The sequence below is a fragment of the Pseudomonas sp. B16120 genome (assembly GCF_044218845.1).
Lineage (GTDB): Bacteria > Pseudomonadota > Gammaproteobacteria > Pseudomonadales > Pseudomonadaceae > Aquipseudomonas > Aquipseudomonas paracarnis.
In genome coordinates this window covers 2,400,483-2,426,202 of record NZ_CP162588.1, presented here as the reverse complement: position 1 = coordinate 2,426,202, position 25,720 = coordinate 2,400,483, and the positions used below count along the sequence as shown (strand labels likewise).

22 protein-coding genes, 1 tRNA gene and 2 pseudogenes are annotated in these 25,720 nt (G+C 58.1%); 11 read left to right on the top strand and 14 right to left on the bottom strand.

The features are described from left to right. Window positions 1–73 precede the first annotated feature (73 nt). The 4 genes from AB4P90_RS11545 to AB4P90_RS11530 are packed head-to-tail and all read left to right on the top strand — an operon-like array spanning window position 74 to window position 4,289. Window positions 74–1,030 carry a TIGR03756 family integrating conjugative element protein gene (locus AB4P90_RS11545; RefSeq protein WP_034113467.1) on the top strand — a complete coding sequence of 319 codons (957 nt, stop codon included), beginning with the start codon at window positions 74–76 and terminating at the stop codon, window positions 1,028–1,030. Next, window positions 1,027–2,409, top strand: coding sequence for an integrating conjugative element protein (locus tag AB4P90_RS11540; protein ID WP_034113469.1), 1,383 nt, complete (start codon window positions 1,027–1,029; stop codon window positions 2,407–2,409). Before AB4P90_RS11545 ends, AB4P90_RS11540 begins: the two co-directional genes overlap by 4 nt. A 4-nt stretch (window positions 2,410–2,413) precedes the next feature. After that, window positions 2,414–2,722 carry a hypothetical protein gene (locus AB4P90_RS11535; RefSeq protein ID WP_034113471.1) on the top strand — a complete coding sequence of 103 codons (309 nt, stop codon included), beginning with the start codon at window positions 2,414–2,416 and terminating at the stop codon, window positions 2,720–2,722. Between the two features lie 10 nt (window positions 2,723–2,732). Then, on the top strand, window positions 2,733–4,289 hold the full coding sequence (locus AB4P90_RS11530) for a conjugal transfer protein TraG N-terminal domain-containing protein (protein ID WP_169864964.1): 1,557 nt from the start codon (window positions 2,733–2,735) through the stop codon (window positions 4,287–4,289). Between the two features lie 8 nt (window positions 4,290–4,297). Here AB4P90_RS11530 and AB4P90_RS11525 read toward each other — a convergent pair whose 3' ends face one another. Then, a complete protein-coding gene (locus AB4P90_RS11525) occupies window positions 4,298–4,663 on the bottom strand; it encodes a DUF3742 family protein (protein WP_080758808.1) in 366 nt (121 codons plus the stop codon). 455 nt (window positions 4,664–5,118) lie between these two features. On the opposite strand from AB4P90_RS11525, the gene AB4P90_RS11520 reads away from it, so the two are divergent. Beyond that, the gene (locus tag AB4P90_RS11520; RefSeq protein WP_034115546.1) at window positions 5,119–5,448 is read left to right on the top strand and encodes a hypothetical protein; all 330 of its coding nucleotides are present in this window, start codon (window positions 5,119–5,121) and stop codon (window positions 5,446–5,448) included. A gap of 132 nt (window positions 5,449–5,580) precedes the next feature. Continuing rightward, entirely contained in the window at window positions 5,581–6,540 is a 960-nt protein-coding gene (locus AB4P90_RS11515) for an ArdC family protein (RefSeq protein WP_169864967.1), read from the top strand. A 140-nt stretch (window positions 6,541–6,680) separates the two neighbouring features. On the opposite strand, the gene AB4P90_RS11510 is transcribed toward AB4P90_RS11515, so the two are convergent. After that, a complete protein-coding gene (locus AB4P90_RS11510) occupies window positions 6,681–6,875 on the bottom strand; it encodes a hypothetical protein (protein WP_034115548.1) in 195 nt (64 codons plus the stop codon). A gap of 229 nt (window positions 6,876–7,104) precedes the next feature. Here AB4P90_RS11510 and mobH point away from each other — a divergent pair, with 229 nt between their 5' ends. After that, complete coding sequence (gene mobH, locus AB4P90_RS11505; protein ID WP_169864970.1) at window positions 7,105–8,835, top strand: MobH family relaxase; 1,731 nt, start codon at window positions 7,105–7,107, stop codon at window positions 8,833–8,835. Between the two features lie 101 nt (window positions 8,836–8,936). Here mobH and tnpC read toward each other — a convergent pair. Further along, window positions 8,937–9,610 (bottom strand): annotated as a pseudogene (gene tnpC, locus AB4P90_RS11500) (IS66 family transposase); the annotation flags it as partial. Between the two features lie 250 nt (window positions 9,611–9,860). On the opposite strand from tnpC, the gene AB4P90_RS11495 reads away from it, so the two are divergent. Continuing rightward, window positions 9,861–10,361 carry a hypothetical protein gene (locus tag AB4P90_RS11495; RefSeq protein WP_395605904.1) on the top strand — a complete coding sequence of 167 codons (501 nt, stop codon included), beginning with the start codon at window positions 9,861–9,863 and terminating at the stop codon, window positions 10,359–10,361. Here AB4P90_RS11495 and AB4P90_RS11490 read toward each other — a convergent pair. Then, window positions 10,358–11,508, bottom strand: a protein-coding gene (locus AB4P90_RS11490) for an IS3 family transposase (RefSeq protein ID WP_395605474.1) whose coding sequence is annotated in 2 segments (ribosomal slippage) — window positions 10,358–11,274 and window positions 11,274–11,508 — 1,152 coding nt in all. Because the reading frame shifts where the segments join, the coding sequence is not laid out codon by codon here. The two genes, AB4P90_RS11495 and AB4P90_RS11490, sit on opposite strands and share 4 nt — an antisense overlap. A gap of 58 nt (window positions 11,509–11,566) precedes the next feature. Between AB4P90_RS11490 and AB4P90_RS11485 the strand changes: the two are divergent. Beyond that, window positions 11,567–12,121, top strand: a pseudogene (locus tag AB4P90_RS11485) (ImmA/IrrE family metallo-endopeptidase); the annotation flags it as partial. A gap of 109 nt (window positions 12,122–12,230) precedes the next feature. Here the strand turns inward: AB4P90_RS11485 and AB4P90_RS11480 are convergent. From AB4P90_RS11480 to AB4P90_RS11455, 6 genes are all read right to left on the bottom strand, one after another. Next, window positions 12,231–14,072, bottom strand: a complete 1,842-nt coding sequence (locus tag AB4P90_RS11480) for an integrase arm-type DNA-binding domain-containing protein (protein WP_034115550.1) — start codon at window positions 14,070–14,072, stop codon at window positions 12,231–12,233. Window positions 14,073–14,294: 222 nt separating this feature from the next. Beyond that, window positions 14,295–14,370, bottom strand: a tRNA-Gly gene (locus AB4P90_RS11475). Window positions 14,371–14,430: 60 nt separating this feature from the next. Then, window positions 14,431–14,991: a CDP-diacylglycerol--glycerol-3-phosphate 3-phosphatidyltransferase gene (gene pgsA, locus AB4P90_RS11470; RefSeq protein ID WP_323556237.1), complete on the bottom strand. Its 561-nt coding sequence runs from the start codon at window positions 14,989–14,991 to the stop codon at window positions 14,431–14,433. Between the two features lie 32 nt (window positions 14,992–15,023). Further along, on the bottom strand, window positions 15,024–16,847 hold the full coding sequence (gene uvrC, locus AB4P90_RS11465; RefSeq protein ID WP_395605903.1) for an excinuclease ABC subunit UvrC: 1,824 nt from the start codon (window positions 16,845–16,847) through the stop codon (window positions 15,024–15,026). Window position 16,848: 1 nt separating this feature from the next. Then, complete coding sequence (gene uvrY, locus AB4P90_RS11460; protein WP_003190387.1) at window positions 16,849–17,490, bottom strand: UvrY/SirA/GacA family response regulator transcription factor; 642 nt, start codon at window positions 17,488–17,490, stop codon at window positions 16,849–16,851. A gap of 151 nt (window positions 17,491–17,641) precedes the next feature. Then, window positions 17,642–18,007, bottom strand: coding sequence for a helix-turn-helix domain-containing protein (locus AB4P90_RS11455; RefSeq protein WP_003190384.1), 366 nt, complete (start codon window positions 18,005–18,007; stop codon window positions 17,642–17,644). A gap of 82 nt (window positions 18,008–18,089) precedes the next feature. On the opposite strand from AB4P90_RS11455, the gene AB4P90_RS11450 reads away from it, so the two are divergent. Then, window positions 18,090–18,329, top strand: coding sequence for a DNA-binding protein (locus AB4P90_RS11450; RefSeq protein ID WP_003190382.1), 240 nt, complete (start codon window positions 18,090–18,092; stop codon window positions 18,327–18,329). 35 nt (window positions 18,330–18,364) lie between these two features. Here AB4P90_RS11450 and AB4P90_RS11445 read toward each other — a convergent pair whose 3' ends face one another. Then, complete coding sequence (locus tag AB4P90_RS11445) at window positions 18,365–18,811, bottom strand: GNAT family N-acetyltransferase (RefSeq protein ID WP_032905025.1); 447 nt, start codon at window positions 18,809–18,811, stop codon at window positions 18,365–18,367. Next, on the bottom strand, window positions 18,812–19,561 hold the full coding sequence (locus tag AB4P90_RS11440) for a carbon-nitrogen hydrolase family protein (RefSeq protein WP_122299513.1): 750 nt from the start codon (window positions 19,559–19,561) through the stop codon (window positions 18,812–18,814). Between the two features lie 617 nt (window positions 19,562–20,178). Here AB4P90_RS11440 and AB4P90_RS11435 point away from each other — a divergent pair. Continuing rightward, window positions 20,179–21,258 (top strand): 3-deoxy-7-phosphoheptulonate synthase, encoded by a 1,080-nt coding sequence (locus tag AB4P90_RS11435; protein WP_058410178.1) that lies wholly within the window; start codon window positions 20,179–20,181, stop codon window positions 21,256–21,258. Between the two features lie 289 nt (window positions 21,259–21,547). Here AB4P90_RS11435 and AB4P90_RS11430 read toward each other — a convergent pair whose 3' ends face one another. Continuing rightward, the gene (locus AB4P90_RS11430; RefSeq protein ID WP_014717994.1) at window positions 21,548–21,970 is read right to left on the bottom strand and encodes a hypothetical protein; all 423 of its coding nucleotides are present in this window, start codon (window positions 21,968–21,970) and stop codon (window positions 21,548–21,550) included. Window positions 21,971–22,104: 134 nt separating this feature from the next. Then, window positions 22,105–25,677, bottom strand: a complete 3,573-nt coding sequence (locus tag AB4P90_RS11425) for a transporter substrate-binding domain-containing protein (RefSeq protein WP_395605902.1) — start codon at window positions 25,675–25,677, stop codon at window positions 22,105–22,107. Window positions 25,678–25,720: the final 43 nt, after the last annotated feature.

Sequence of the window (25,720 nt, the reverse complement as noted above, 5' to 3'; positions counted from 1 at the left end):
CCTTCATAATTTCCACTGACAGCCTTCAGTCCGTAATCGAACCTGCCCAGGCCATACACCGAGAGCCTGGATCATGCCTGTTGCCTGCTCGTCAATTTCGCCCACAAAGCTACGGCCCCTGGCGCTAAGCATCCTGCTGGCGTGCGGCCCAAGCATGGCGCTGGATACTGGCAGCATCACCGCCTCTGTGCTTTCGCCAAATTGCCTCGCCTACAGGGTCGTCGGTATTTGTTTCTGGCTGCTCTGCACGCCCTTCGGCTGCACAGTCAAAACCTCGACCAAGGTTCGTCATTTCATTCCTGAACTCGTGGTCTCGAGCTGTGCCATCACGGGCAATAACCCCTGGACCGAGATGGCCACCCTCTCCGCTCCCATCAGCGGTGCGGAGGGGGGCGGCAACCTGATCACCCCGAACACCCACCGCGACAATTTGCCTCGCTTCAAAAACGTTGATGGCATAGGTCACCCCGGTGGCTGGGCCGCCACGCAATTGGCTTCTCAATCCGGCTACGCCTGCGCCAGCGGCGCTACTGCGTTCATGCCCTATTACCTGAGCACCCTGGACACACTGGCCTGGCGCCATGGCATCCCGGAAAGTTTTTACCCCGAGTCGCTCATGCCGGGGATCCGTGAAATTGGTCGTCAGGCTTTGGGAAACATGTGGGGCAACGTCTATCCCCGACAGGGCTTTCTGGTCCAGCCCGACGATTTCAAGGCGGCCGCCGTCATGGCGCAACGGGCCGGCGATGTGATTACCCGCAACTGGCAGCCGCATGTGTACGTTCCCCTCACGCCCGCCAAACGCGACGGCTACTGGCCGCCTGGCCCTATAGTTGAAAACAACGCTTCGACCCACAAATGGCAATTGCTCTACCCCCAAGTGCAGCCCACGTGCGCCATCTTCCCCAGCGATCCGGTACAGAGCGCGGATGGCGGCTACGCCTGGTCGTTGTGGCGTCCCTATAGCTGCTGCAAGCGTGAGGGGCAGACCTTCCTGTTCAGCATCGACTTCGAAGGCGGTGCTTCATGAGTCGGTTTCTCGCACGATCCTGGTTGGGCACGATGAATCTGGTGCTCTACGGACTGCTCGCCATGCCCATGCATGCCCTCGCCGCCGAAGGCGATTACCGCCTGGGTACTCAAGGCGAAGTACTCGACGACCGAGTGATGTACACCGTTGGTGGCGGCTCGACAGTCGGCTCACCGAGTTCGCTCTACCGACCCAGTGGTCTCGGTGTCGGCGGGTCATGGCGAGCGAACATGATGTGCGGCAACATGAGCCTCACCAACACCCTGCAAAACCAGCTGAACGGCGTCACCGAAGGTTTCCAGCAGATCATGGGCAGCATCGTGCAAAACGCGACCCAAGCGGTGATGTCGCTGCCGGCGTTGATCATCCAGCGTGCCAACCCCGGTCTCTATGAGTTGCTCAGTAACGGGGTGATGCAAGGTCGTATCGACTTCGACCGCTCCAAACTGACCTGCCAGGCCATGGCCGAGAAAATGGCGGACAAGGTCGGTCAAGCCAGCTGGGGGGCGCTGGCCAAGAACCAAGAAATGCAAGGCAACCTGGAGCAAACCGGCGGTGATGCGGTGGCCGCGGTGAGAAACACCGAGGTCAGGAACGGCAACAATGGGGTGTCCTGGGTCGGCGGTTCGAAGGCCGGAGGTAACGGACAGACGCCCATTCGGGTGACCGCCGACGTAGTGCGCGCGGGCTACAACTTGCTGCATAACCGGACGATGGATGACAGTACCTCGATTAGTAGCAGCGACTGTTTGGGTGGGGCCATTTGCCAGACCTGGGCTTCGCCCCAGGAGGAGTCCGACTGGGCCGTTCGGGTATTGGGCGAGAGCGAAGTCGCGACCTGCGACAGCTGCGAAACCCTGCGTGCTACCGCGGGTAGCGGGCTGACGCCGCTGATCCAGGAGGCCTACAGCGAGCGCCTCAAGGCCCTACAAGGGCTGTTGTCTGGCTCTCTGCCGCCTACCCCTGACAATCTGACTAAAGCCTCCAGCTCGATGCTGCCGGTGACCCGTAGTGTGGTTGAAGCCCTGCGCGACGATCCCGACCAGGATCTGCTGGCGCGACGCCTGGCCAGCGAGACAGCCTTGTCCAGCGTGCTGGACAAAGCGTTGCTACTGCTGCGCACGCTGCTGGCGGGCAGCCACGAACCCAACATCGCTTCCGCCGAACCGGCCCAAACCGCCTTGACGAAAAACATCGACGCTCTGGAGCGCGAAATTCGCCTGCTGCAGACCGAACTGCAGGTCCGGCAGATGCTGGCCACCAATACCGCCAGCTTGGTGCTCGATCGGCATGCTGGGGGTGCCGACGCATCGCGCGCCGTCGAACAAGGTGATCCCGAACCCAGCCGACTCAATGACGCCGACGCCAGGCGCAAGTGAAGCCATGAAACACTCACGGCTGTTCACTATGCTTTCAGGTCTGGGAATTGCCACGGTGATGATCCTCACCGCCGCATTGGTCGCCTGGATCGGCCGCACTGCGCTGGGTAGTTTCGAGGCCTGGCAGCAGGCATTCGAATCCGCACGGCCCTATCTGCGGTGGTGGCGTGCCCTGCTCTACGGCGCCCTCTTTGCGCTCTGGTGGGATCTGCTTCGGCGCTACCGACATCGACCACAGGATCGACTGCGTGTGAAGCACATCGGGACATTAGGGCTCGTGCTCTTGACCGTCGTCGAGTTCACCCGACTGTGAGGTCACCACCATGCTCATGAGCACCAACAGCTACTTGGAGTTTTACCTCTCCCTGCTGGCCTGGATCATCAACAACGGCCTCTGGAGCGTCCTGTCCGACACCGGACTGTTCGCCGCGCCCTTTGGCGCAATCATTTTGCAAGAATGGTTGTCGGCCCGTCAGCAAGGCGCGGATGAAGGCAACAAGGGACTGCTCTCGGTGCCGCGGATCGAGAACCGGCTGTGGCTGGCCTACATCGTCGTGTTGTTCGGCTGCGCGCCGGTCTTTCCGCTGAGCCTCGCCTCGATGACGTTCGATGATGTGGCGAGCCAACGCTGCGGTGTCAGTGTGGCCAAGCCAGCAGAAACCGCCTGGGGGACGACCTTCAATACCATCGGCGAACGCTCCGCCAACGTGCCGATCTGGTGGTTTCTGGTGCATGCCTTGAGCAAAGGCGTAACCGCCGCAGCCACCGCTTCCATTCCATGTGCACCGGATATCCGGCAGATGCGCATGGAGATCGACAGTTCGCGTATCGACAGTCAGATACTGCTGCAAGAAATCGCCGACTTCACCCGCGACTGCTATGGCTATTCCCGTTCTCGGTTGTTCACCAACCGTCCGCAGTTGGACAAGATACAAAGTCACGACGCCTCCTGGATCGGCTCAAGCTATTTTCTCGACACGCCCGGCTACTACGATACGGATCGTTCACGCACACCGCGAGTCAGCTGGCCGTATGACGAAAGCCGCGATGTTTCCTTACCTCGGCTGGAGAATGGCGCGGGCTACCCCACCTGCAAGCAGTGGTGGAGTGATAGCGGTGTTGGGTTGCGCGAGCGCTTGATCCAGCAGGTCGATCCCTCGCTGCTGACTCAGCTGAAAGGTTGGTTGACTGGTCGTTCGAGCAACGAGATCGAGGATGCCACCCTGCGTGAGCTGGTCAGCCCGCGCCAGCAATCGATGTCCATGTCGCCCGGACAGGTGTACCAGGACTATGGCTCCAGCGCTCGTGGCGGCTCGATCAATCAGGGGCTCAATAACCTGGCCACTAATACCGGGCTGGCACTGGGTTCCTTCAGCAACTTCCCGGCAATGAATGCGCTACGTGCCGCTCTGCCGATGGTGCAGGCTTTCCTGATCATGGGCGTCATCATCAGCTTACCGTTGATCTTGCTGGTCAGTACCTACCAGCTGAAGACCGTCATGACGGTGACGTTCGCGCTGTTCACGCTGCACATGCTGAGTTTCTGGTGGGAACTCGCCCGCTGGATCGACTCCAGCATGCTCGACACCTTATACAACCAAGTTTCGGCGTCCAATCAAGTGCTGTTATCGCTGCCTACGTCCGGGTTTATGGATGGGACGGTCACCGCGCAGGTAATTGAGTATGTGATGGGGGCGATGTTCATCGTGCTACCAATGCTGTTTCTAGGGGCCATGAGCTGGGCCGGATATAGCGTAGGTTCAGGCGTAGAAGGAATGCTCAGCAGGGGAACCCACGCAGCACAGACAGCGAGCTCTAACGGAACCTCTCAGTTGATGAGCGGTGCAAGAATTGTTTCGGGTAAATCGAGCTCAAAATAACCAAGAGGCTACTTCAGAGAACCCCATTTATCGTACCGCTCAGGCCAAGACGTTCTATGCGTTGGATCATCGAGATCGTCAATACCTAGAGTGTCTGAATCTTGAATTGGGATAGCTGCTAATACGACGATTGTGCACATCAGCACAAACAACCAGAAGCTAACAAAAAGAAATGCTCCGAGCAGAGCAAACTTGGCAGTCAGAAAACTCCCGCGAACAAGTAATTTACCTGCGGGCATACCTGCCATTTCCGCACGCTCAACCACGCGGGATTCAAACGTTTTCAACTTACGGTAACCACGCTTCACCGACAGACCACAGGCGTACGCCCAGCGGTGGGCACGTGAACTCTGAACAGGTTGTTGAGTTGGCATCGTCTCGCCCTCTTCTGAGCGTTTTCATGGTTGAGACAAGGGTAACAGCCTACTACTGAAAACGGCCCGTGCCTGACCGCTTATCAGTTTTTCCGGCCGAAAAATCTTCATTGGAAGTCAGAAGACAGCCCCCGTAAATCAGGGTCTTTACAGTGATTGACCCATATCAGTCGTCCGGCTAAATACAAGCTACGGATCGCTGCTATCAACAGCACCTGCCCAGATAGTCAGGACCTTCGAGACTATGTCACCTCGGTGATGGTTCTCCCCAAGTGCGATTAGCGTTCGGTGGCTCGCACGATGGCCGTTGCTACGGTGATGAACGCCTACTGCTCTCCTAAGCGCCTTTCGAGCGCTGCTCGTGAGATAAGCCCTCTTGATTTTCTTCAACCCACTGCGGGGAAATCTTTCCCCGCACAGGACAGGTTTCTTCGCGTTTTCAACGGAGACATACCATGCCCGACTCACTTACACCGGAAACACTGAACACCCTTCGGTTGCCCATCGTGTTCACCCCTGGCGCGTGGCAACGCGCAGTACTGCTCGAGCAATCCGATCACGCTGAGAAGCTGCAGGTCGATCGGTTGAGCCACGTATTGCGCGCAGCCTTCGAAGCCCACTTGGCCTTTCCACACAAGCCTTACGTGCTGTTCGAGGTAATCCACATTGAACCAACCGGTCACTTAGACCACGACCCGTTGCTGCAATTGAGTCTGAGCCTACTCCAAGAACCGGGTCAGCCTGGCTTCTTGTTGATAGCGCTTGCAGGAGAACACCAGCGCTAAGCGCAATGGGCGGCGCCCACCTCCACATTCGGACGGCATGCAAGACCTGCATCAATCCAGCCCATCACCCAACCGGGGAACCCTCCCCCGACGGGCAAGGCGTTCCTCCGTTTTTCTCTCGAGGAAATTGCCATGCGCGATATCTACCAAGACGTGACAGACAAGATCGTTACCGCGTTAGACCAAGGCGTTGTTCCCTGGATCAAACCCTGGTCCTCAAGTGGCTCCGCTTACATCGGTCATCAACCCTACCCCATCAACGCCATCACGCGACGTCCGTATTCGGGCATCAATTTACCGCTGCTCTGGGCCGAGGCCAGGTTGCAGGGGTTCACTCAAGATCGTTGGCTGACTTTCAACCAAGCCAAAAAGACCGGTGGGCACATTCGTAAGGGTGAGCACAGCACTCTGGCGGTGCTCTACAAGCCGATGGAGCGCGAGGAACAGACCGAGTCAGGCCAACCCGTACTCGATGAAAACGGTCAGCCCAAGGTCGCTCACTTCGGCATTCTCAGGACACATTTTCTGTTCAACATCGAGCAAACGGAGGGGCTCGAAATGCTCAATGACACCCTGCTCGAGACGGAACAGAGTGATCCCTTCCAGCCCAACAGCGCCGCGGAAAATCTGCTGTTAAGTTCAGGTGCACGCATCGTTCATCGGCCTGCCGACGAAGCCTTTTACCACCCGATCAGGGATCTCATCCAACTGCCGACAAAAGCACAATTTCACGATGAAGGCGGGTACTACGCCACGGCACTTCATGAGCTGACGCACTGGACCGGGCATCACGCCCGGTTGCAGCGCGAAGGCATGACGTCAGCTTGTCCGTTCGGCTCGCCAGGCTACGCGTTTGAGGAGTTGATCGCCGAGATGGGCGCTGCGTTTTTATGTGCCTACGCCGGTATACAGGGGGAGCTGCGGCACGAGGGCTACATCGACTCCTGGCTCGGCCTGCTCAAGGCTGACAAACGCGCGATCTTTCGCGCCAGTGGTCAGGCCCGCAGCGCCTCGGAGTATGTGCTCAATCTGGAGCAGCAACTGAAGCAAGCGGTCTTGGATGACTCACTCTGCATGAACGATGGAGCTTGATCGTTACCTCACTGCTGCAAACGCGTCATAGGGCCCAACGTGAGTTGAGCCCTTTTTTCTGTTTCTAGAAAACAGACGGCATCGCGCCACGGGCGTCTCACGTAAAAAATAATAGATAGCCAGACTCCAACGTCGAGCTATCACTCATCCAGATTCTGCGCCAGAAAATCCACCAGCTCGAGCGGACTTCGACTGTCGATCACCTTGTAGATCAGATCACGTTTGCTGCGCGGTAACTTCTTGACCACGCTCTTCGCCGAGGCCCTGACAGCTTCGTCTGTTCCATGGATACGTGCCGCGAGCAGCAGCACGAGCGTGGCATCAGTGAGGTTCATGGCAAGACCCAATAAAATTCGCACCGCAGTGTACCGATACTTTCCTTTTTCTTACCAGCACGCGCATCCAACAAAACGGCACCTGGACAAATCGATATTCCGATTGCCGCACAAAGGGACACACGGCAAAAGGGCGGTAAGGGTTGGAAAGGAATGGGGAGTCAAGGGTAAGAGTCCTATCCAAAAAGGCTAAAAAGCCACTGACCCTGCCATTTTCCGGGAGGTCACGATGCTTAGTCTGTTTCGCCACAAAAGGCTAAAGCCTCCTCCCCAACCAACCATAAACGTCGCTGAAGGTTACCTGCCCATCGAGTCGCCCCAGAACTTGTTAGCCGCGGAGCATCGCCGCCAGTTGCTCGACCGTATCTGGCAGTACACCGCCCTCTCCCATCCGCAGTTCAGCCAGCTCTATTTAAATCCGATCCATCGCTACGCCGAGCTGGTCCAGCAACTCCCAGCCAGCGAGACGCACCACCATGCGTATCTCGGCGGCATGCTTGACCATGGCTTGGAGCTGGTTGCCTGTAGTTTGAAACTGCGTCAGTCGTATTTGCTTCCCACCGGCGCCGCCCCCGAAGACCAAGCCGCCCAGACTGATGCCTGGTCCGCTGGCATCGCCTATGGCGCCCTGCTGCATGACATCGGCAAGATCGCCGTGGACCTGCTGGTGGAACGCCAGGATGGCTGTGTTTGGCATCCTTGGCACGGCCCCCTGGATCAGCCCTACCGATTGCGCTACCACAAAGGTCGCGACTACCACCTGCACGGCGCTGCCGCAGGTTTGCTCTATACCCAGATTCTCGACCGTCCCATCCTCGATTGGCTCAGTGGATTTCCGCCGCTGTGGGCCAGCTTGTTATATGTCCTGGCGGGCCAGTACGAACGTGCCGGCGTGGTCGGTGAGTTGGTGATGCAGGCCGACCGTGTTTCCACCGCGCAGAACATCGGTGGTAACCCAAGCAAGGCGCTACAAGCGCCGATTCATTCGCTGCAACATCACTTGATCAGCGGACTGCGTCATCTAGTTCAGCACGAGCTGAAACTCAACCAGCCAGGTGCCGCTGGATGGCTGACCCAAGACGCACTCTGGCTCGTCAGCAAGACGGTCACGGACAAGCTGCGAGCCTATCTGCTGTCGCAATCGATCGAGGGCATTCCTTCATCCAACATCGCGGTATTCGACGAACTCCAGTCGCATGGGCTGGTCGAGTCTACCCCGGAAGGCAGAGCCATCTGGAGCGCTGTTGTCGCACAGGGAAACTGGGAGCAAAGCTTTACCTTTTTGCGCCTTCAACCGACATTGATTTGGGGGAACGAAGACCGACCTGAGGCTTTCAACGGAACGGTAAGCGTTGCACGCGATGACAATCAGCCCAACACTCCGGCATCACCTGCAGCGCCCGAGACTGTCAGTGCAGAATCTCGTCAAAGCCCATCGCAGCCCGAGCCACCGCAGATGGAGGATGCCGACTATCTCGGCACGCTGCTGGATATGTTCGAGTTGGAAGAGCCTGAGGCCAGTTATGCGCCATTAGAAAGCGCTCTCGAAACGTCAACCCCTCCTTCGGATAACCCAGGCCAGACATTCCTGAATTGGGTCAAAGAAGGCATCCTCAGCCACAAGCTGATCATCAATGACAGCAAGGCCAAAATCCATACGGTGAGCGGCAATGTGTTCCTGGTCACGCCTGGCCTTTTTCAGCGCTACGTTCAGGAGTTTCCGGGCATCTCACTGAGGACCGATTCCGCAGGTGAGGAATGGCGATGGGTACAGAAGCAATTCGAAAAACTGAAAACCCACCTAAAGCGTGATGATGGTTTGAATATCTGGATCTGTCAGGTGGAAGGTCCAAGAAAAAAAGGAACCCTCAAAGGCTATTTGTTAGAAAATCCAGCACTCTTATTCGAAGCTGGGCCGGTACCTGCCGATAATCCTTTCCTTAAAGTGGAAAAAGCATAAACGTCCGAAGCCTCCCAAAAGAGCTCAACACGCAGAGTCAACGCTGGCACACCCGCCACTGAACGGTACTCTTGCCGCCTCTCAGTGGCCCATAATGTTCAATGATGAACTTGATGCAGTAAGCACCGCACAGCACCATGTTCCAGGTAGTGCGTCAGCGCTACCCAGCTTTTAATACTGTAATCCAGGGTCTTGGACGTAGCCGAGCCCTCGGGTACACGTTCGCGTTGGGCCGGCATCCACTCATGAAGTTTTTCAGCGATGGGGGCTGCTGTTTCCTGGCGTAATCGCCACCTGTCTTCGCCGCTCATTTCCTTAGCGTGTCGCTCGACTTCGTACAGCCCACCAATCGAGCGAAGCGCCTGCTCCGCCCGCTGGCTTTTGTTCTCCACGTGCTGGTCGTAGAACTTGCGCCGAGTATGCGCCATACAGCCGATTTCGGTGATGCCCAACTCGAAGCTGGCCTTGTAGCCGGCGAGTCATCACAAATTAGCTTGTCGTTCCATGTGCCCAGGAAGTTACGCGCATGTTCGCCGACACAACTGGGGCTGAAGTCGTAGACCACAGCCTTAAGTGCCGAGAATGGCGTGCTGCTGTAGGCCCAGACCTAAGCGCGGTAGGTTTTCTTCTCTCCTGGAGCCAGCATTTGTACCGGTGTTTCATCGGCGTGGACTACGCGCTGGGCCAGCACTGCTTCGCGCAGCGCATCGACCAGCGACTGAAGCTGCACGCCGGTTTGACCCACCCACTGCGCCAGTGTCGAGCGCGGGATACCGACGCCATCATGCACCAGCACTTTCACACGGTTGGCCCGGCGGTTGGAAAGAGATCGGCGCAGTGCGCTTCGCCGCACCGAATACCGCGACCACTCTGGCCAATGCGCTCTCCGTGCCGGCACGCCATATTACATTTCCGCCATCTGGGGCTTCCCATTGGAATATGGTACCAGCCCTACCCATGCTCAAGGCAATTCGCCAGCATTGGTCTATCCTTGCTTTCTCACGGTATTTCATGGAGAGATCTCAATGACTGGCGGTCAAGAGTTGGGCGAGGAAGATGTACCTGTTGTTGACGCATTTGAAGGCTGGCTTGGCGAGAGAAACCGCTGGTTGCAAACAGCAGCCAAGAATCTCATTGAAACCAAAAAGCCTCCAACGGATGACCAGGTCGCGGAGCTGGCTCGGCTCTGTATCACCGAATCAAAAAAAGGCGAAGATCCTGGCTTCGGTACAGTGACACCCGGCTCTCTGGCTCTTGCCGCCAACCGCCCAGCCATTCGTATAGACGGCATAACAGATGTCTATGGGCTAAATGCGGTGAAATCAGGAGCAGCACTACCCTTTTGTGCTGGTAACATAACCGTTTTCTATGGCCAGAACGGCTCAGGAAAAAGTGGGTACGCACGACTACTCAAGCAAGCCTGTGGCTCAAGATCAAAAGACGAGATTCACCCCAATGTGTTTGTCGAAGAGCCGGAGGCTTGCCGAGCGACTTTCCAAATCTCTGAATCGCCCCGGGTTTTCTAGACACTCTCCAGGCTCGCTGCGTAACGCTTTTCAAACTCTACCGGTGACAGCTGATTGTTGAAACTGTGGCGTCGTTTTGGGTTGTAAAACATCTCGATGTAATCGAACACATCATCCCGAGCATCCTGGCGTGTAGTGTAGATTTTACGCTTGATCCGTTCCCGCTTTAGCAACTGGAAAAAGCTCTCCGCTACAGCGTTGTCGTGGCAGTTACCTCGACGACTCATGCTGGCTATCAGGTTGTTAGCTTTCAAGAAGCTTCGCCAGTCTGAGCTGCTGTACTGACTTCCTTGATCTGAGTGGATCATCACCTCTTGCTTCGGCTTACGTCTCCAAACCGCCATCAGCAGTGCATCAATGGCTACGTCGCTGGTCATCTGCGACTTCATTGACCAACCAATGATCTGGCGTGAAAACAGATCGAGCACCACGGCCAAATACAGCCAGCCTTCATATGTTCGGATGTAGGTAATGTCTGTGACCCAGACTTTGTTGGGTTCTCTGACATCGAATTGGCGCTTCAGTAAGTTCGGTGAGGCAACGGCTGGTTTACCGCCATATTTTCCCGGCCTCCGTCGATACCCAGTCTGAGAACGTAAACCTTCAAGGCGCATCAACCTAGCCACCCGGTGACGGCCACAGCTCTCACCGACCTCTCGCAGGTCATCATGGATCTTGCGATAGCCATAAACGCCACCGCTTTCCAGCCAGGAGTGTTTGATCAATCCAAGCAGTCGCTGATCGTCCTTGCCTCGCGCAGATTTTGGTTCTGATAGCCACGCGTAGTAGCCGCTGGGATGAACCTTGAGCGTCAGGCAAAGCCGTCGAATCGCGTAGTGACCCGCTTGCTGCTTAATAAAGGCGTACTTCAGCCGCACTCCTTGGCAAAGTACGCGGCGGCCTTTTTTAAGATGTCTCGCTCCTCCGTCACCCGTTTCAGCTCGGCACGTAAACGACGAACCTCTGCGCTCTGATCATTCTCCTCAACGCGCTGTTCCTGGGGCTTGGTGTAGCGCTTAACCCAGGCATAGAGGCTGTGCACGGACACACCCAATCGTGCAGCCACCTCCGAGACAGGAAGCTGCTTTTCGGTCACTTGCTTGACCGCCTGGATTTTGAATTCTTCGGGATAACGCTGGTTGCTCATGGCACCTCCTAATGGGCCTCATTTTAAGGCTTGGAGGTGTCTACGAAACTAGGGGCGATTCAACAAGCGTCCTTTAATTGTTCGCAATACATCCAAGGCCAACCCTGGAAGGCAACGGTTTGACCTGGCTCATGAGCTCGGCCATCTAGTCATGCACCAAGGGATCGAGACAGAGTGTCGTGAAACTGAGGAACAAGCCAACCAGTTCGCCAGCGCACTCTTGATGCCACGAGCAAGCTTCGCAGCCGAATTCCCAACTATGAGAGGGAAGTACCTAAACTGGACAGCGCTCAAAGAGCTAAAGCTTCGTTGGAAAGTTAGCTTCAAGGCATTAATCTATCGGGCTCGTGCGTTGGATCTGCTAACTGCCGATCAAGCGAAGAGCGGCTTTACCTACCTCGCGCGTAAAGGGTTTACGAAAAGCGAAGAGTTTGACGAGTTGATTCCGATGGAGTCCCCCCTCCTCGTTCAGCGCGCAATCGACTTACTGGACTATACGACTTGGAATCGTGTGCTTGCTGCTGCCGGCTTGAGCACGGAGATGGTGAAGAATCAGTTCATGTTAAACGTACCTATCGCCCCTTTACGGTTAGTGAACAATGCCCAACGCTAGGCCTCCGCCGCACCTCAGGCATCGTGAAGTCCACGCATTCAGGGTGTGCCCGAGCTAGATAGTCCCAAGCAAGCAGCGACATCCGTTATCGCAGCACGAAGACAGCATCTCAGCTTGAACTCAGCGCACTGCAAACGATTCGTGCGGTCCCGTCGAAATTTGCCATATTGAGCACATCGATTGGCGCGCGACCTTTTAATCGCTCATGAGGCTTACAAAGGGCGCCATAAAGCCTCCACGCATCGACATCCGGAAATTGCGCTAACGCCGCAAGCACCAACTTGTGCCGCAGTGGATCAAGCTGCCAATCGGGAATGCGCTGACCGCGATTCCCGAGGCTCAAAGACAGCAGGCGCCGAGCCTTGATATCACGGTTGATCTGATCTCGGGATTTGCCTGCCAGTTTGGCGAAGACAAGCAGCGGCAAATTACTCGAAGCTTCATAGGTGGCTAACATCTCGGCGCGCTGGCGTTGTATGTCAGATACTTGGGGTTCGCGCGGCTGTTCGGTCTGCGTTGGAGCAGGTAGGACAGGTGAATACTGAGCCGAGGTAAGGACCGGTTCGTCGCTGACGGACGTTTTGGAGGCTGGGATCGTCATCGCTGGGAAGCCGCTACTGTACAGAACGGCGTTTGCGTTCGCGCTTTCCGACGAAGGTAACGAAGCTGCGCCCTCTAAACGAATGGTCAGCGGAGAGCTTGCCGCTTTCAGCTGACCCTGCCCCCAAAGGTCCAAACGATTCGCCCAGTCCTGCATCATCGTCCGGCGCTGCTCGACATACTCCGCGTGATTGTAGGCCGCACTCACCTTGTCCGGATCAGCATGAGAAAGCTGGGCATCCACCCACACCTTCGGGTATCCGATCTCGTTCAGCGCCGTCGAGATCGTCGCCCTCATGCCATGACCGGTAAGTTGATCGGCGTACCCCATTCGGCGTAGCGCGCCATTCAGAGTGTTCTCACTGATGCGCTTGCTCAGGTCGCTTCGATGCGCAAACAAGTAGCGTTGCGCAGGGACAACCTGGTCCAGCAAGTGACGCACGATCTCCAGCGCCTGTACCGACAGCGGCACGATATAAGGCGGTACATTTTGGGTCTGTTTACCTGGCTTCCGCATCGCTAGCTGAAGTTGTTTCACCACTTCCGCTGGTATGATCCACAAGCGCTTCTCCAGATCGAACTGATCGGGTGTTGCCAACCGCAATTCGCCCGTGCGAACACCGGTCAGCAGCAACAACCGAAGGCCAAGCCGAGTTTGGTTGGCGCCACCGTAATTTCGAAGAGCAGCCATCAATCCCGGAAGCTCGTCCATACGAAGAAATGGGTTGTGCGTAACCGGAGGTTTGGGGAGTGCGACAACGTCAAGATCTGAAGCTGGGTTGTGTTCCAGCCCCTCGATTTTCACCAGCGCATAGCGGAACAATTGGTTGAACCAGGTCCGGCATTTTTCGGCTGTCGTTAAGGCCTTGCGCTGTTCGATCCTGCTCAGTAAATCCAGCAGATCGTGACGATTGATATCATAGATGGACCGCCCGCCCAGGGTGGGCAGGACGTCTTTATTGAAGATTCTCAAGATCTGCGAGAGCGTGCTCTGCCGCCCTTCCTTCAGGCTTAGCCTGCGGAACTCTACCCACTGATTGAACACGGCCTCGAAGGTGTGCTCTGTCGCAAAACGAACAGCAAGCCGCTGTTGTTTGCGATGCTCATAGGGATTGATGCCCTGGGCAACCAAGGTACGGGCTTCATCACGACGGGTACGGGCTTCTTTAAGCCCAATTTGGGGATAACTACCGAGGGACATGCGCTTCTGCTTGCCTGCCCAGTAGTAGCGGAAGAGCCAGACTTTTCCGCCCCTGGCCGTCACATTGAGTGTGAGACCATCACTGTCGCCGAGGGTGTAGTCATTACCGGTGATTCGGGCGTGCCGAACTGTCATTTCTGAGAGTGCCATCGCGAGCTCCTGAACAGAGTCAGGGCCAGATGCTCATCTCGTTGCGCAAACTGCTCCAGCATCAAACCGATTCGGTACGCGTCAGGATTCTGGACTCAATCCTGGACTTAAACGCACCGGATAGTGCTGGATTTCAGTGGTTCCCGCTGGAACGAAAAAAGGGCCTAAAGGCCCTGATTTCAATCACTTACAGAATTCAGTGGAACTCTGCAGCGCAATATTTGGAGCGGGAAACGAGACTCGAACTCGCGACCCCGACCTTGGCAAGGTCGTGCTCTACCAACTGAGCTATTCCCGCTTGGTGATGCGCATTCTATAGAATCCTCAGCCCCCGTCAACCCCTTGATTCAAAAAAGTTTTATTTCTTTTCAACGGTGGTTCGCAGATGGGGCCAGGCAGCACGCAGGTATTGCAGCATGGACCACAGGGTCAGGCCGGCCGCGACCAGCAGCAAGGCGTAGCCGGCAAGCACCCAGAACGAGAAGTCCGACGGGTTGGCCAGCAGGATCACCAGCGCGAGCATTTGCGCGGCGGTTTTCCATTTGCCCATGTTGGAGACGGCCACGTGGGCGCGGGCGCCGATTTCGGCCATCCATTCGCGCAGGGCCGACACGACGATCTCGCGGCCGATGATGACGGCGGCCGGGAGGGTCAGCCACAGGTTGCCGTGTTCCTGTACCAGCAGCACCAGGGCGACGGCCACCATGAGTTTGTCGGCCACGGGGTCGAGGAACGCGCCGAAGGGCGTGCTCTGTTCCAGGCGGCGGGCCAGGTAGCCGTCGAGCCAGTCGGTGGCGGCTGCGAAGGCAAATACCGAACTGGACGCGACGTAGCTCCATTCATACGGCAAATAGAACAACAAAATGAAAATCGGGATAAGCAGGACGCGTAGAACGGTGATCAGATTAGGGATATTCATCGGCACAACTGGCTACGAGGTGAGAAGGCATTCTATTCGCTGTGCAGATTGGCATAAATCAATTCAGCGAGCTTTTTACTGATACCGGGTGCTTTGGCTATCTCGTCAATGCTGGCACGGGAGAGCTCCTGCAAGCCACCAAAATGTTTAAGCAAGTCGCGACGCCGCGTCGGGCCAACCCCTGCCACCCCTTCCAGGGTTGAAGTTCGCCGGGTTTTGCCACGGCGGGCGCGGTGGCCGGTAATGGCGAAACGGTGGGCTTCGTCGCGGATTTGTTGAATCAGATGCAGTGCGGGTGAGTCGCCCTTCAACGTGAACTCATGGGCGGCATCATTCAAGTACAACGTCTCGAAACCGGCCTTGCGCGTGGTGCCCTTGGCCACACCGAGCAGGATCAGGTCGGGCACCGCCAGTTCGTTGAGCACGTCACGGGCCATGGATAACTGGCCCTTACCGCCGTCTACCAGCAGGATATCGGGGAGCTTGCCCTCCCCGTCCTTCAACTTGCTGAATCGCCGCGTGAGCGCCTGGTGCATGGCGGCATAGTCATCGCCGGCGGTAACGCCTTCGATGTTGTAGCGCCGGTAGTCGGCCTTGATCGGCCCTTCCGGCCCGAATACCACGCAAGAGGCCACTGTGGCCTCGCCGCTGGAGTGGCTGATGTCGTAGCACTCCAGGCGCTGGGGCGGCTCGTCCAGGTTGAGGACCTCGGCCAGGGCGTCGAAGCGTGCAGCGACGTGCTGTCGGTTCGCCAGCCGCGCGCCCAGGGCCTGTTCGGCGTTAGTCACGGCCAGCTGCTGCCAGCGAGCACGGGTGCCGCGTACGCGGTGGCTGATGGCCAGCTCGCGGCCGCGCAGCTCGTGGATGGCCTCGATCAAGGTGGGGAAGTCTTCGTGCACCACGTTGACGATCAGTTCAGACGGCAGGTCGCGCTCAGGGCTGCTGACGTAGTACTGGCCAAGGAACGCGGCCATCACCTCTGCCACGTCTTCGTCGATACCGGTCTGCGGGAAAAAGTTCTTGCTGCCCAGCACCCGCCCGCCACGCACGCTGATCAGGTGCACACAGGCGCCGCCCGGGTTGACGAACGCGGCGATCACGTCGACGTCACCGGTGCCGCCTTCCATGCTTTGCTGGTCCTGGACACGGCGCAGCAGGGAGATCTGGTCACGCAGTTCTGCAGCCTTTTCGAAATCCAGAGTGCTGGCCGCCTGCTCCATTGCCCCGGACAGCTCATCGGTGAGAGCGTTGCTGCGCCCTTCGAGGAACATTACGGAATGGCGCACATCCTCGGCGTACTCCGAAGGTTCCACCAGGCCCACACAGGGCGCCTTGCAGCGCTTGATCTGGTATTGCAGGCACGGCCGCGTGCGGTTCTTGTAAAAGCTGTCTTCGCACTGGCGTACAAAAAAGGTTTTTTGCAGCAGGCTCAGGCTTTCACGAATTGCACCGGCACTGGGATAAGGCCCGAAGTACTTGCCCTTGGGCTTTTTAGCCCCGCGATGAATGCTCAGCCGGGGGAAATCGCCGTCCGACAAATACACATAGGGATAGGATTTATCATCACGCAGCAGGATGTTGTAAGGCGGCCGCCATTCCTTGATCAGCGTCTGCTCAAGCAGCAGCGCCTCGGTTTCATTGGCGGTGATGGTGGTTTCGACCTGGGCGATACGCGCCACCAGGGCGGCGGTTTTCGGCGCAAGGCCGGTCTTGCGAAAGTAGCTCGCCAGACGGTTCTTCAGGTTCTTGGCTTTGCCCACGTAAAGCAGGCGCGCCTCGCTGTCGAACATGCGGTACACGCCGGGGCGGCCACTGCAGGTGGAGAGAAAGGCACTCGGATCAAACGGTGTGGTCATGTCAGGCGCTGGCGTCCACCATGCCGTGGCGCACTGCGAGCAGGGTCAATTCAACATCACTGCTGATGGCAAGCTTCTCGAAGATACGATAACGGTAGGTATTGACGGTCTTGGGCGACAGGCACAGCTTGTCAGAGATGGTCTGCACCTTCTGGCAACCGACGATCATCAGGGCGATCTGGATTTCCCGCTCCGACAGCGCATCAAATGGCGAATCGCTGGTGGGCTGGAACGACTTGATCGCCAATTGCTGGGCAATCTGCGGGCTGATGTAACGCTGGCCGGCAAATACCAGGCGAATGGCTTGCACCATCTCGGCCAGGCCTGCGCCCTTGGTGAGGTAGCCGGCGGCACCGGCTTGCAGCAAACGGGTGGGAAACGGGTCTTCCTCGCACACCGTGACCACCACGACCTTGATGTCCGGATGGCTGCGCAATAACTTGGTCGTGGCACCAAGACCGCCAATCCCAGGCATCTTGACGTCCATCAGTACCACATCGGGCTTCAACTCCCGGGCCTTGATCAGGGATTCCTCCCCCGACTCCGCCTGGCCGACTACTTGCAGGCCGTCGATGTCAGCCAGCATTCGTGTAATGCCTGTACGAACGAGATCATGGTCATCGACTACTAGCACCCTAATCAAGCAGACACCTCGCGATATGGTCTTATAGGTTGCTGAACACCTTAGCAAAAAACCAAGGCGCAGACCTAGTTGCAAGTGTCATATATATAGAGATTAAACGTGCTGCGGCTGTTCGCCGGCTGGCGAACAGCCCTGTTTCCTGGGCTAAAGGTCAGGATTCCTGGGGGGGCGACTTGGCTTTTCCGTTCACCACGGATGAATGCTCAGCCAAGGTACTGGTCAAGCGACGGATTGCGTCCTGGTCTTCCTTGAACATCGCTCGGTAATTGCCCAGCACTTTCTCTTCGATCTTGCTCAGGTTATCCAGCTGGATCGGCGTTGGGCTGCCGGTCAACACGTACAGGATATCCACACCTTTTTCGGCGACGCGAGACAAATAGTCGGCCTTGGGTGCACGACCACCGCTTTCATATTTGCCTTGGGCGTTCGCTTCAACGCCTCCAATTTCTCCAAAAACTTTCTGCGACAGGCCAAGTCGCTCTCTTTCTTGCCTTAAGCGCGAACCGATTCCACTCATTTGGATGTATGATCCTAAATTGGCACACCCCAAGAGGTGTCACACCATCACTTCGTTAAACAAACTTGAACGGTTTTGAACTATGCCCGGAATCCGTACTGCTGCACAAGCCAAGGCCTGGCTGGAACATCAAGGAAAGTCAGTTCAAGCGTTCGCCCGGGAACATGGCGTAGACCCGGCAACCACGTATCAAGTGCTCTCCGGGCGCAAAAAGGGACGGCGTGGAGAAGCCCATAAAGTGGCGGTACTTCTGGGCATGAAAGAGGGCGTTATCGTGGATGAGCCAAGAGCTCAATCCCACGACGAACAAAGCACTAACTGACAGCAGTATGCGCTTATTTGTAGGACGTGCATGTTTTAGTCCGATGTGAGTGCGCGACACTCACGCTCCATCCGCCAGAAGCCATCCTCTTCACCGACAATGCTCAACCCCAAGCGCTGATACAGCCTTCTTGCCGGGTTGGTCTTGAACACCGTCAAACGTAGAAAGCCCAGGCCCTCGACGCGTGCCTTGAGCGCCATTTGCTCCAGCACCCATGTGCCCGCGCCCTGCTTGCGGCAGCATTCCAGCAGGTGCAGCTCGCGGATATACAGGGCCTTGCCATCGCGGCTCAGGCTGATAAAGCCCATGACGACGTCATCGTTGCAGATCAGCCAGTTCTCGCGGCCCGCCCAGGCCACGTCGAAGCCGTCGCTGGACCACAACAAGCCGTTCTGACGGTAGTAATGGCTCATGGCCTGCTGGGTCAGGGTGCGGGCAAACGGCAGGTCCTGCTCGATGGCCCGGCGCAAATGAAACCTCATTCAGAGGGCGACCACTTGGCCGGTCCACTGCCCGCCGTCGCGACGGGCGATCACCAACGCGTCGCCGACACCGGGGGCGGCAACAAGCAAGTTGCCATCGGCGGTCCAGATCGCACTGCGACCGGCACAAGCCCAGCCTCCAGATGGGCCACCGTGGTTAGCCATCAGTACCAACAGGCCATGCTCGGCCGCATAGCCTTCAAGCAAAGCACTGTCCGCCGCGTAGCCTGCCTCGCTGATCAGTACGCTTGCGGCATACGCTGTGGCGCCCGCTGCCGCCGCTTGGCGTGGATGGCTGGCCTGGGAAAAGTCCGCACACACCGCCAGCGCGATGCGCTCCTCTGCCAATTCCAGGGGCTCGCCGCCCTGCCCCGCAGCAAATGCCAGCTCTTCGCCGGGGTGCAGATGCTGCTTGGTGTAGACGCCTACTGAACCGTCCGCCTCAAGCACCAGCGCGCCGATCAGCACACCTGTTTTTGGCGTCAAGCGCACCGGCATGCCCACCACGGCCGTCAACTGCAGCTCCCGCGCCAGTTCACGCAACGGCGTCAACACGGCGTCTTGCGGGTCGATGGCCAAATCGGCCGCCAGGAACGGCTCGTAGCCTGTCAGTGACAGTTCTGGAAACACCAGGCATTGCACACCCTGTTCAGCCGCGGCCCGCATCAACGCCAGGTGCCGCTGGATATTGGCAGCGATATCGCCCGGGATGGAAACGGTTTGCGCCGCAGCAAGGGTCAAGGCAGTCATGGTCGCGTCCTGGCAATCATTGGTTGAGAGTTATCAGCATATCCACACTTACCCCATAGCGGTAACTACTGCCGCGCGATAGAAATTACTGATTGAATCCACCCGCACGCCTCTAGTAAGCTCCCCCCATCATTTGGAGAGCCCCATGTTGCCACTCACCCACACTCAGGTTTGCCCTGCTGCCAGCGCCTTGCGCTCGGTGTCGGCTACCCATGTGAATGGTTCGAGCGCACTGGCCGGCTTTTATTTTGGGTATTGGTTTAGCCACTGGCGCGCCTGATACCTGAAATCGGCGCCCACTACTCAAGGGGTCGCCTACCAGAGAAATCTAAACCCCCGGTCGGCTCCCCGACCGGGGGTTTTGTTTTTTCAGCGCCTGACAATTTGTTTTTCACGCTCACTTAAAGGAATCACACCATGAACTACGCCACCTATTACCGCTACGACACTTGCACTGCATGGCGATTTAGCCAGCTCCGTTCGGGACAGCCTGCCGCCTCCGACCGGTCACCCCGTGGTGGCAAGCCAACACACGTAGCCGATACGGCCAATTGTCGAACACCCCAGTAGGCCAAGCGTGCGGGAATCGCCCGCCGCTTGCCCAGGAAGCCTTGAATATGAACTCCTCCGTCGCCGCTTTGCCCGTCTCTGCCCTCAACAGCGCTAATGAAGCCCTGACCCAGCGTTTGCCCAGCGCTCTTGAACTCAAGCACCAACTCCCGCTCAGCCCGTTCCTCAACGAACAAGTCCACGCCCATCGCCAAGCCGTGCGCGCCATCCTCAATGGCGAAGATTCACGCTTGCTGGTGATTGTCGGCCCGTGCTCGATCCACGACCCGGAATCGGCCATGGAATACGCGCGCAATCTGAAGAAGCTTGCGCTTGAAGTCAGCGACCAGATGCTGCTGGTGATCCGTGCCTACGTCGAGAAACCGCGCACCACTGTGGGCTGGAAAGGCTTGGCCTACGATCCGCACTTGGACGGCAGCGATGACATGGCCGCCGGCCTGACCCTGTCCCGCGAACTGATGCGTGAAATGCTGCGCCTGGGCCTGCCGGTGGCCACCGAGCTGCTGCAACCCATGGCCGCCGGCTACTTCGATGACCTGCTCACTTGGGTCGCCATTGGCGCACGCACGACCGAATCGCAGATTCACCGCGAAATGGCCAGCGGCCTGGGCATGCCCGTGGGCTTCAAAAACGGCACCGACGGTGGCGTCGCCATTGCCTGCGATGCAATGCGCTCAGCCTCTCACCCGCATCGTCATTTCGGCGTCGACAGCCAGGGCCACCCGGCGATCATCCAGACGCCCGGCAACCCCGACACTCATTTGGTGCTGCGCGGCGGCCATCGTGGGCCCAACTACGATGCGCAAAGCGTGGCCGACGTAAAGCATGACCTGGCCAAGTCCAAAGTAGCGCCACGAATCATGGTCGATTGCAGCCATGCCAACAGCGGCAAGAACCCGCTGCGCCAACCGGCGGTATTCAATGACGTGCTGGAGCAGCGTTTGCAAGGTGATACCTCGCTGGTCGGCATGATGCTTGAGAGTCACCTGTTCGAAGGCTGCCAGCCGCTGAGCGCGTCGATGAAATACGGCGTTTCGGTGACCGATGGTTGCCTGGGTTGGGACGGGACCGAGCAGTTGTTACGCAGTGCCGCCGAGCGTTTGCGGGAACACGGCAAAGCCGACTGATCGGTGAAAAACATTAGATCGGCCTGGAATTCTGTTTGGCAAACTCCTGCAGTGGGCGGGCATGGGCCGGTAGCGGCGTGTGCTCGATGCCTTCTCTTGCCTGCTTCTGCGAAGATTGAACTGGCCCGTAGATTTCGTGGCATACGGTAAACACGATGCACCCTTGAATCGCCTTCGTGCAGGAGCGAGCTTGCTCGCAAAAAAACGTCAACGATAACGCGTGCTTCCTGAATAAACGCAGCGCCTGCGAGTTTTTCGCGAGCGAGCTCCTACAAACAATGGCTGTGGACTAGGCCCGGGCCACCGGCATGCGGGACAGCTCTCGAAGCCACGGCAACACCCGCAGGCCGTGGGCGGTCTCGCAGGGGTCGACGATGTCCATGAAGTGTTCGAGGTTGACGTGGTCCGGCACACCCGGCAATCGCACTCGCACAGCCGGCGTTACGCCGCAAGGGGCGCCCAGGTCCAGATGCTCGTAGACGAGTACATGACGCACCTGGGGCAGAGGCTCATGGGCTTGGGCCATCAGCCCCGCATTGATTATCAGCACGTCGAAGGGTTCGGCAGGAATGGCAGTGAGAATCCGCACCTCTTCGAATGTTTGCACCGGCACGATCCGGTAATAACCCAACTGGTTGAGCATTTTCTCGATGTACAAGCGTTGCAGATGCTGTTCATCGGCAATCAGGATGGTCAGTGCTTTGTTCGGCATGGCAAACCCCTGGGCAGGCAGTGCTCGGCAGTGAGCGCAGCCCATTCTCCAGACATATGCCGACGACAAAATCAGGCATGTTCCCGGTTTGTGTAAGAGTTTTCCCAAATTTCCCGAATGGCGATCAACCGCAGTCAGGGCTGATTGCAATAAGCTTTCAAGCCACGATGCAAAACATCAAGCGCTTCGTTCACGCCGTCAACCGCGGGCCCCAATGCCTGACGGTCGCGCTGTTCACATGCGGCCTCCAATGCTTCACACCCACTGATCAATAGGTTTGCCTTGACCATTCGCGCGCCGCCCTTGGCACGGTGGGCCAGGTCGTGCAGCTTGGCAAAATCTGCCTGGCTTGCCAGGCGTGGCAGCAAGGCACGGTCCTCCCCCAGGCTTTTAAGCAACGGCGCCAACAATCCGACAAGCGCTGCGTGATCATCGCCGGTCAGCGCGACGAGTGTGCTCAAATCGAATGTCGGCACAGGCTGCGGGCCCGCGTCTGCCAAACGCGAGGCCAGCGCCGACCGCAAGTCGTCAAGCCCGGTTGGCTTGAACAGGCACCCATCCATGCCCGCCTGCCGGCAGCGCTCAGCTTCCTCCGGCTGGGCGTTGGCGGTGAACCCCAGCAACAGGCAGGGTTCAAGACCCTGCTCACGCTCTTGCGCGCGAATGTCCTGTGCCAGCTGATAGCCGTTCTTGAAGGGCATGTTGCAATCGGTAATGACGCCATCGAACTGCCCCGCTCGCCACTGCTCCAGCCCCTGCACACCGTCTTCGGCCGTGACGATACGGTGGCCCAGAAAGCTCAACTGTCGAGCCAGCAGCAAGCGATTGGCCGGGTAGTCGTCCACCACCAGAATGCTCAGCGCACGGCCCTCAGGCGCCGCCTCTTGCACAGGCTCAATCGGGGCCGGCAGCGTGGCGGTCATGGCCAGGGCCAACGTCACGTCCACCCGAGTGCCATGCCCCAGCACACTACTCAAGTGCAATTGGCCGCCCATCATTTCGCACAAGCTGCGGCTGATCACCAACCCCAGCCCAGACCCGCTGCGTGCCGACTGTTGATTGTTGCTGCCCTGGATAAACACGCTGAACAGCCGCTGCTGGTCGGCGACGCTAATTCCAATGCCGGTGTCTTGCACCCATAATTGCACGGCCAAGCGATCGCCCTCGACCACCGCCCGTGCAACCAGGCTGACCTGCCCATGGGGAGTGAACTTAATGGCATTGCTCAGCAGGTTGGACACCACTTGCTTGAATCGCAGCGGATCGACCAGCACCGCCTGGTCAATCAGCGGGTCCAATTCAACCTGCAGCGCCAACCCCTTGGCTCGGGCCAGCCCCTCGAACACCCGTGCGACCGACGCCAACAGCTCATGCAGGTTGGCGGGCTCCAGGGTCAGCGACAAGTGCCCGGACTCGATCCGCGCGATATCGAGAATATCGCCGATCAACTCCAGCATCCCCCGCGAAGCCACCGAGGCCACCTCCAGGGCGTCGCGGTCGACCCGCCCCTGTTCGGCATTTTTCAACGCCAGCTCAATCATGCCGATCACGGCATTCATGGGCGTGCGGATCTCGTGGCTCATGGTCGCCAGGAAGGTAGTCTTGGCGCGATTGGCGGCGTCGGCATCGTCCTTGGCTTCCTGTAGCTGGCCGAGCAAGCGGTGCCGCTCGCTCACGTCGACCCAACCGGCAATCATACCCACCACCTTGTCGTCGCCGTCGCGGTACGGCAGCATCCACTGGTAAATGGTCAGCACATCGCCGTTGGGCACCTTGAGTATTCGATCATGAATCTGCGGCTCGCCCCCAGCCATCAAGCGCAGATAATCCTCATGAAACGACTGGGCCTGTGGCGGGTTTTCGACGTCGGTTTCCACCACCGTCCTGCCGATCACGTCTTCAAGCTTGTAGCCAAACACGTCGAGGTAGGCGTTATTGCAGGCCATCAGCCTCCCTTGGCGATCACGCACATAAATCGGGTGCGGCGTGCCGTCAATCAATACACTCATGAACCGCATCTGATCGCTCAGCGCCCGCTCGGCCTGCAGGCGCTTGCGAATCAGGCTGCGCAGGTAAATGGCCCAGCCCAGCGTGACGGCCAACAACAGCGCCGCCAACCCAAAGCCTTGAAGAATCACGTTGCGATAGCGCAACCAGTAACTGTCCTCGATGATGACCTCGCTGCGCCACTGGCCAATCAACTCGTCCATTTCCTGCGGGGTGATACTCAGCAGTGCCTTGTCGAGGATCGAATACAACTCCAGTTGACTGCGGTTGACCCCAAAGGTCACGCGTGCAGGCTCGGTGCCGACCGTACTGGTGACACGCAAGCGGTCGCGGTAATACCGGTTGATCAGATAGCGTGCGCTGATCAATGAGTTGACCGCGCCATCGGCGTCACCATTGGCCACCAGCGCCATGGCTTGCTGGGGGGTCTCCACGCCGACAAACATCACGCCTGGAAAATTCTGCGCTATCTCATCGTGCAGCCCATTGCCAACCACCATGGCCAGGCGTTTGCCGACCATGTCCTCCAGCGTGAGCGGGCTGTGCGGACCGTCGCGGGTAACCAGCACAAAGGGGTTGGTCAAGTAGGGCCGGGTAAAGCGCACTTTATCAGCCCGCTCCACGCTAGGCGTGACGACCGCCAGCATGTCCGCCGTGCCCGCGCTGACAATGTTGATCTGGCGCGGCAACGAACTGCCTGGCACCACATCGAACTTCAAGCCGGTACGCAAGCTGATGCGCGACAGCACTTCGGCACTCAGCCCTTCGAATTGGCCTTGATCGCCGATAAACGATAAGGGAAGGAAATCATTGAGCACCGCGACCCTGACCCGTGGATTTTTCTGCACCCAGCGTTGTTCACTGGCGCTCAAGTGCAGCCGGTCAACGCCGATTATGCCCAGGTTACCCCCGCTCCAGCGGCGTAGAATTTCCATCTGCTCGCTGGCGGGAATCGCCTCCAGCGCAGCATTGAGGATGGGCAGTAAACGCGTATTTTCCCGGGTGACGGCAAACGCAAACGGATTGACTTCCAGGCCGGAAAAATCCGCCATGCGTACATTGTTGAGGTGGTTGCGATTGATCAGGTAGTTGCTACTGATGGCATCCCCCAGGTAGACGTCGGCACGACCAAACGCCACGGCACCAATGGCTTCGAAGGTCGAGGCAAACAGTTCCAGCTGGGCCTGGGGGTAAAACGCCCGTACGGCGTCGGGCTGCATATAGTGATACAGCATCGCCACGCGCTTGCCGGCCAGGTCATCATTCAACACCTGGCTGTCACCGCTGCGGGTCACCAGGGTCGGTTGATCGTTGGCATAAGAGCGAGACAACAGCAGTTGCGGATCGGCCGCTTCATAGCCATTGGCGGAACCGAGGAAATCCACCGCTCCCTGCTTCAGGGCCTCGATCACTTCATCGCGTGTGTCGTAACGCCGAACCTCGATGGAGATATGCAGGGCCTGGCCGACCAATGCGGCAAAATCGGCCGTGATACCTTCGAGCTCGTCGTTGTTGTTAGTCAAGTCAAAAGGTACGTAATCGGGCGCCGAGACGCCCATCAGTAATGAGCGCCGCTCACGCAGCCAACGCCAGTCGGCCTCGTCCAGCGTCACTTGCGGGGTTTCGATATGAGAGTGCCCCAACAGCCGCAAAGCGTGAGGCTCTTCGAGGGCCACCGCGATCAGGGGTAACAGGCTCATCCAAAGGACCGTGGCGAACCTCATCAACGCGGTGGTGACCATT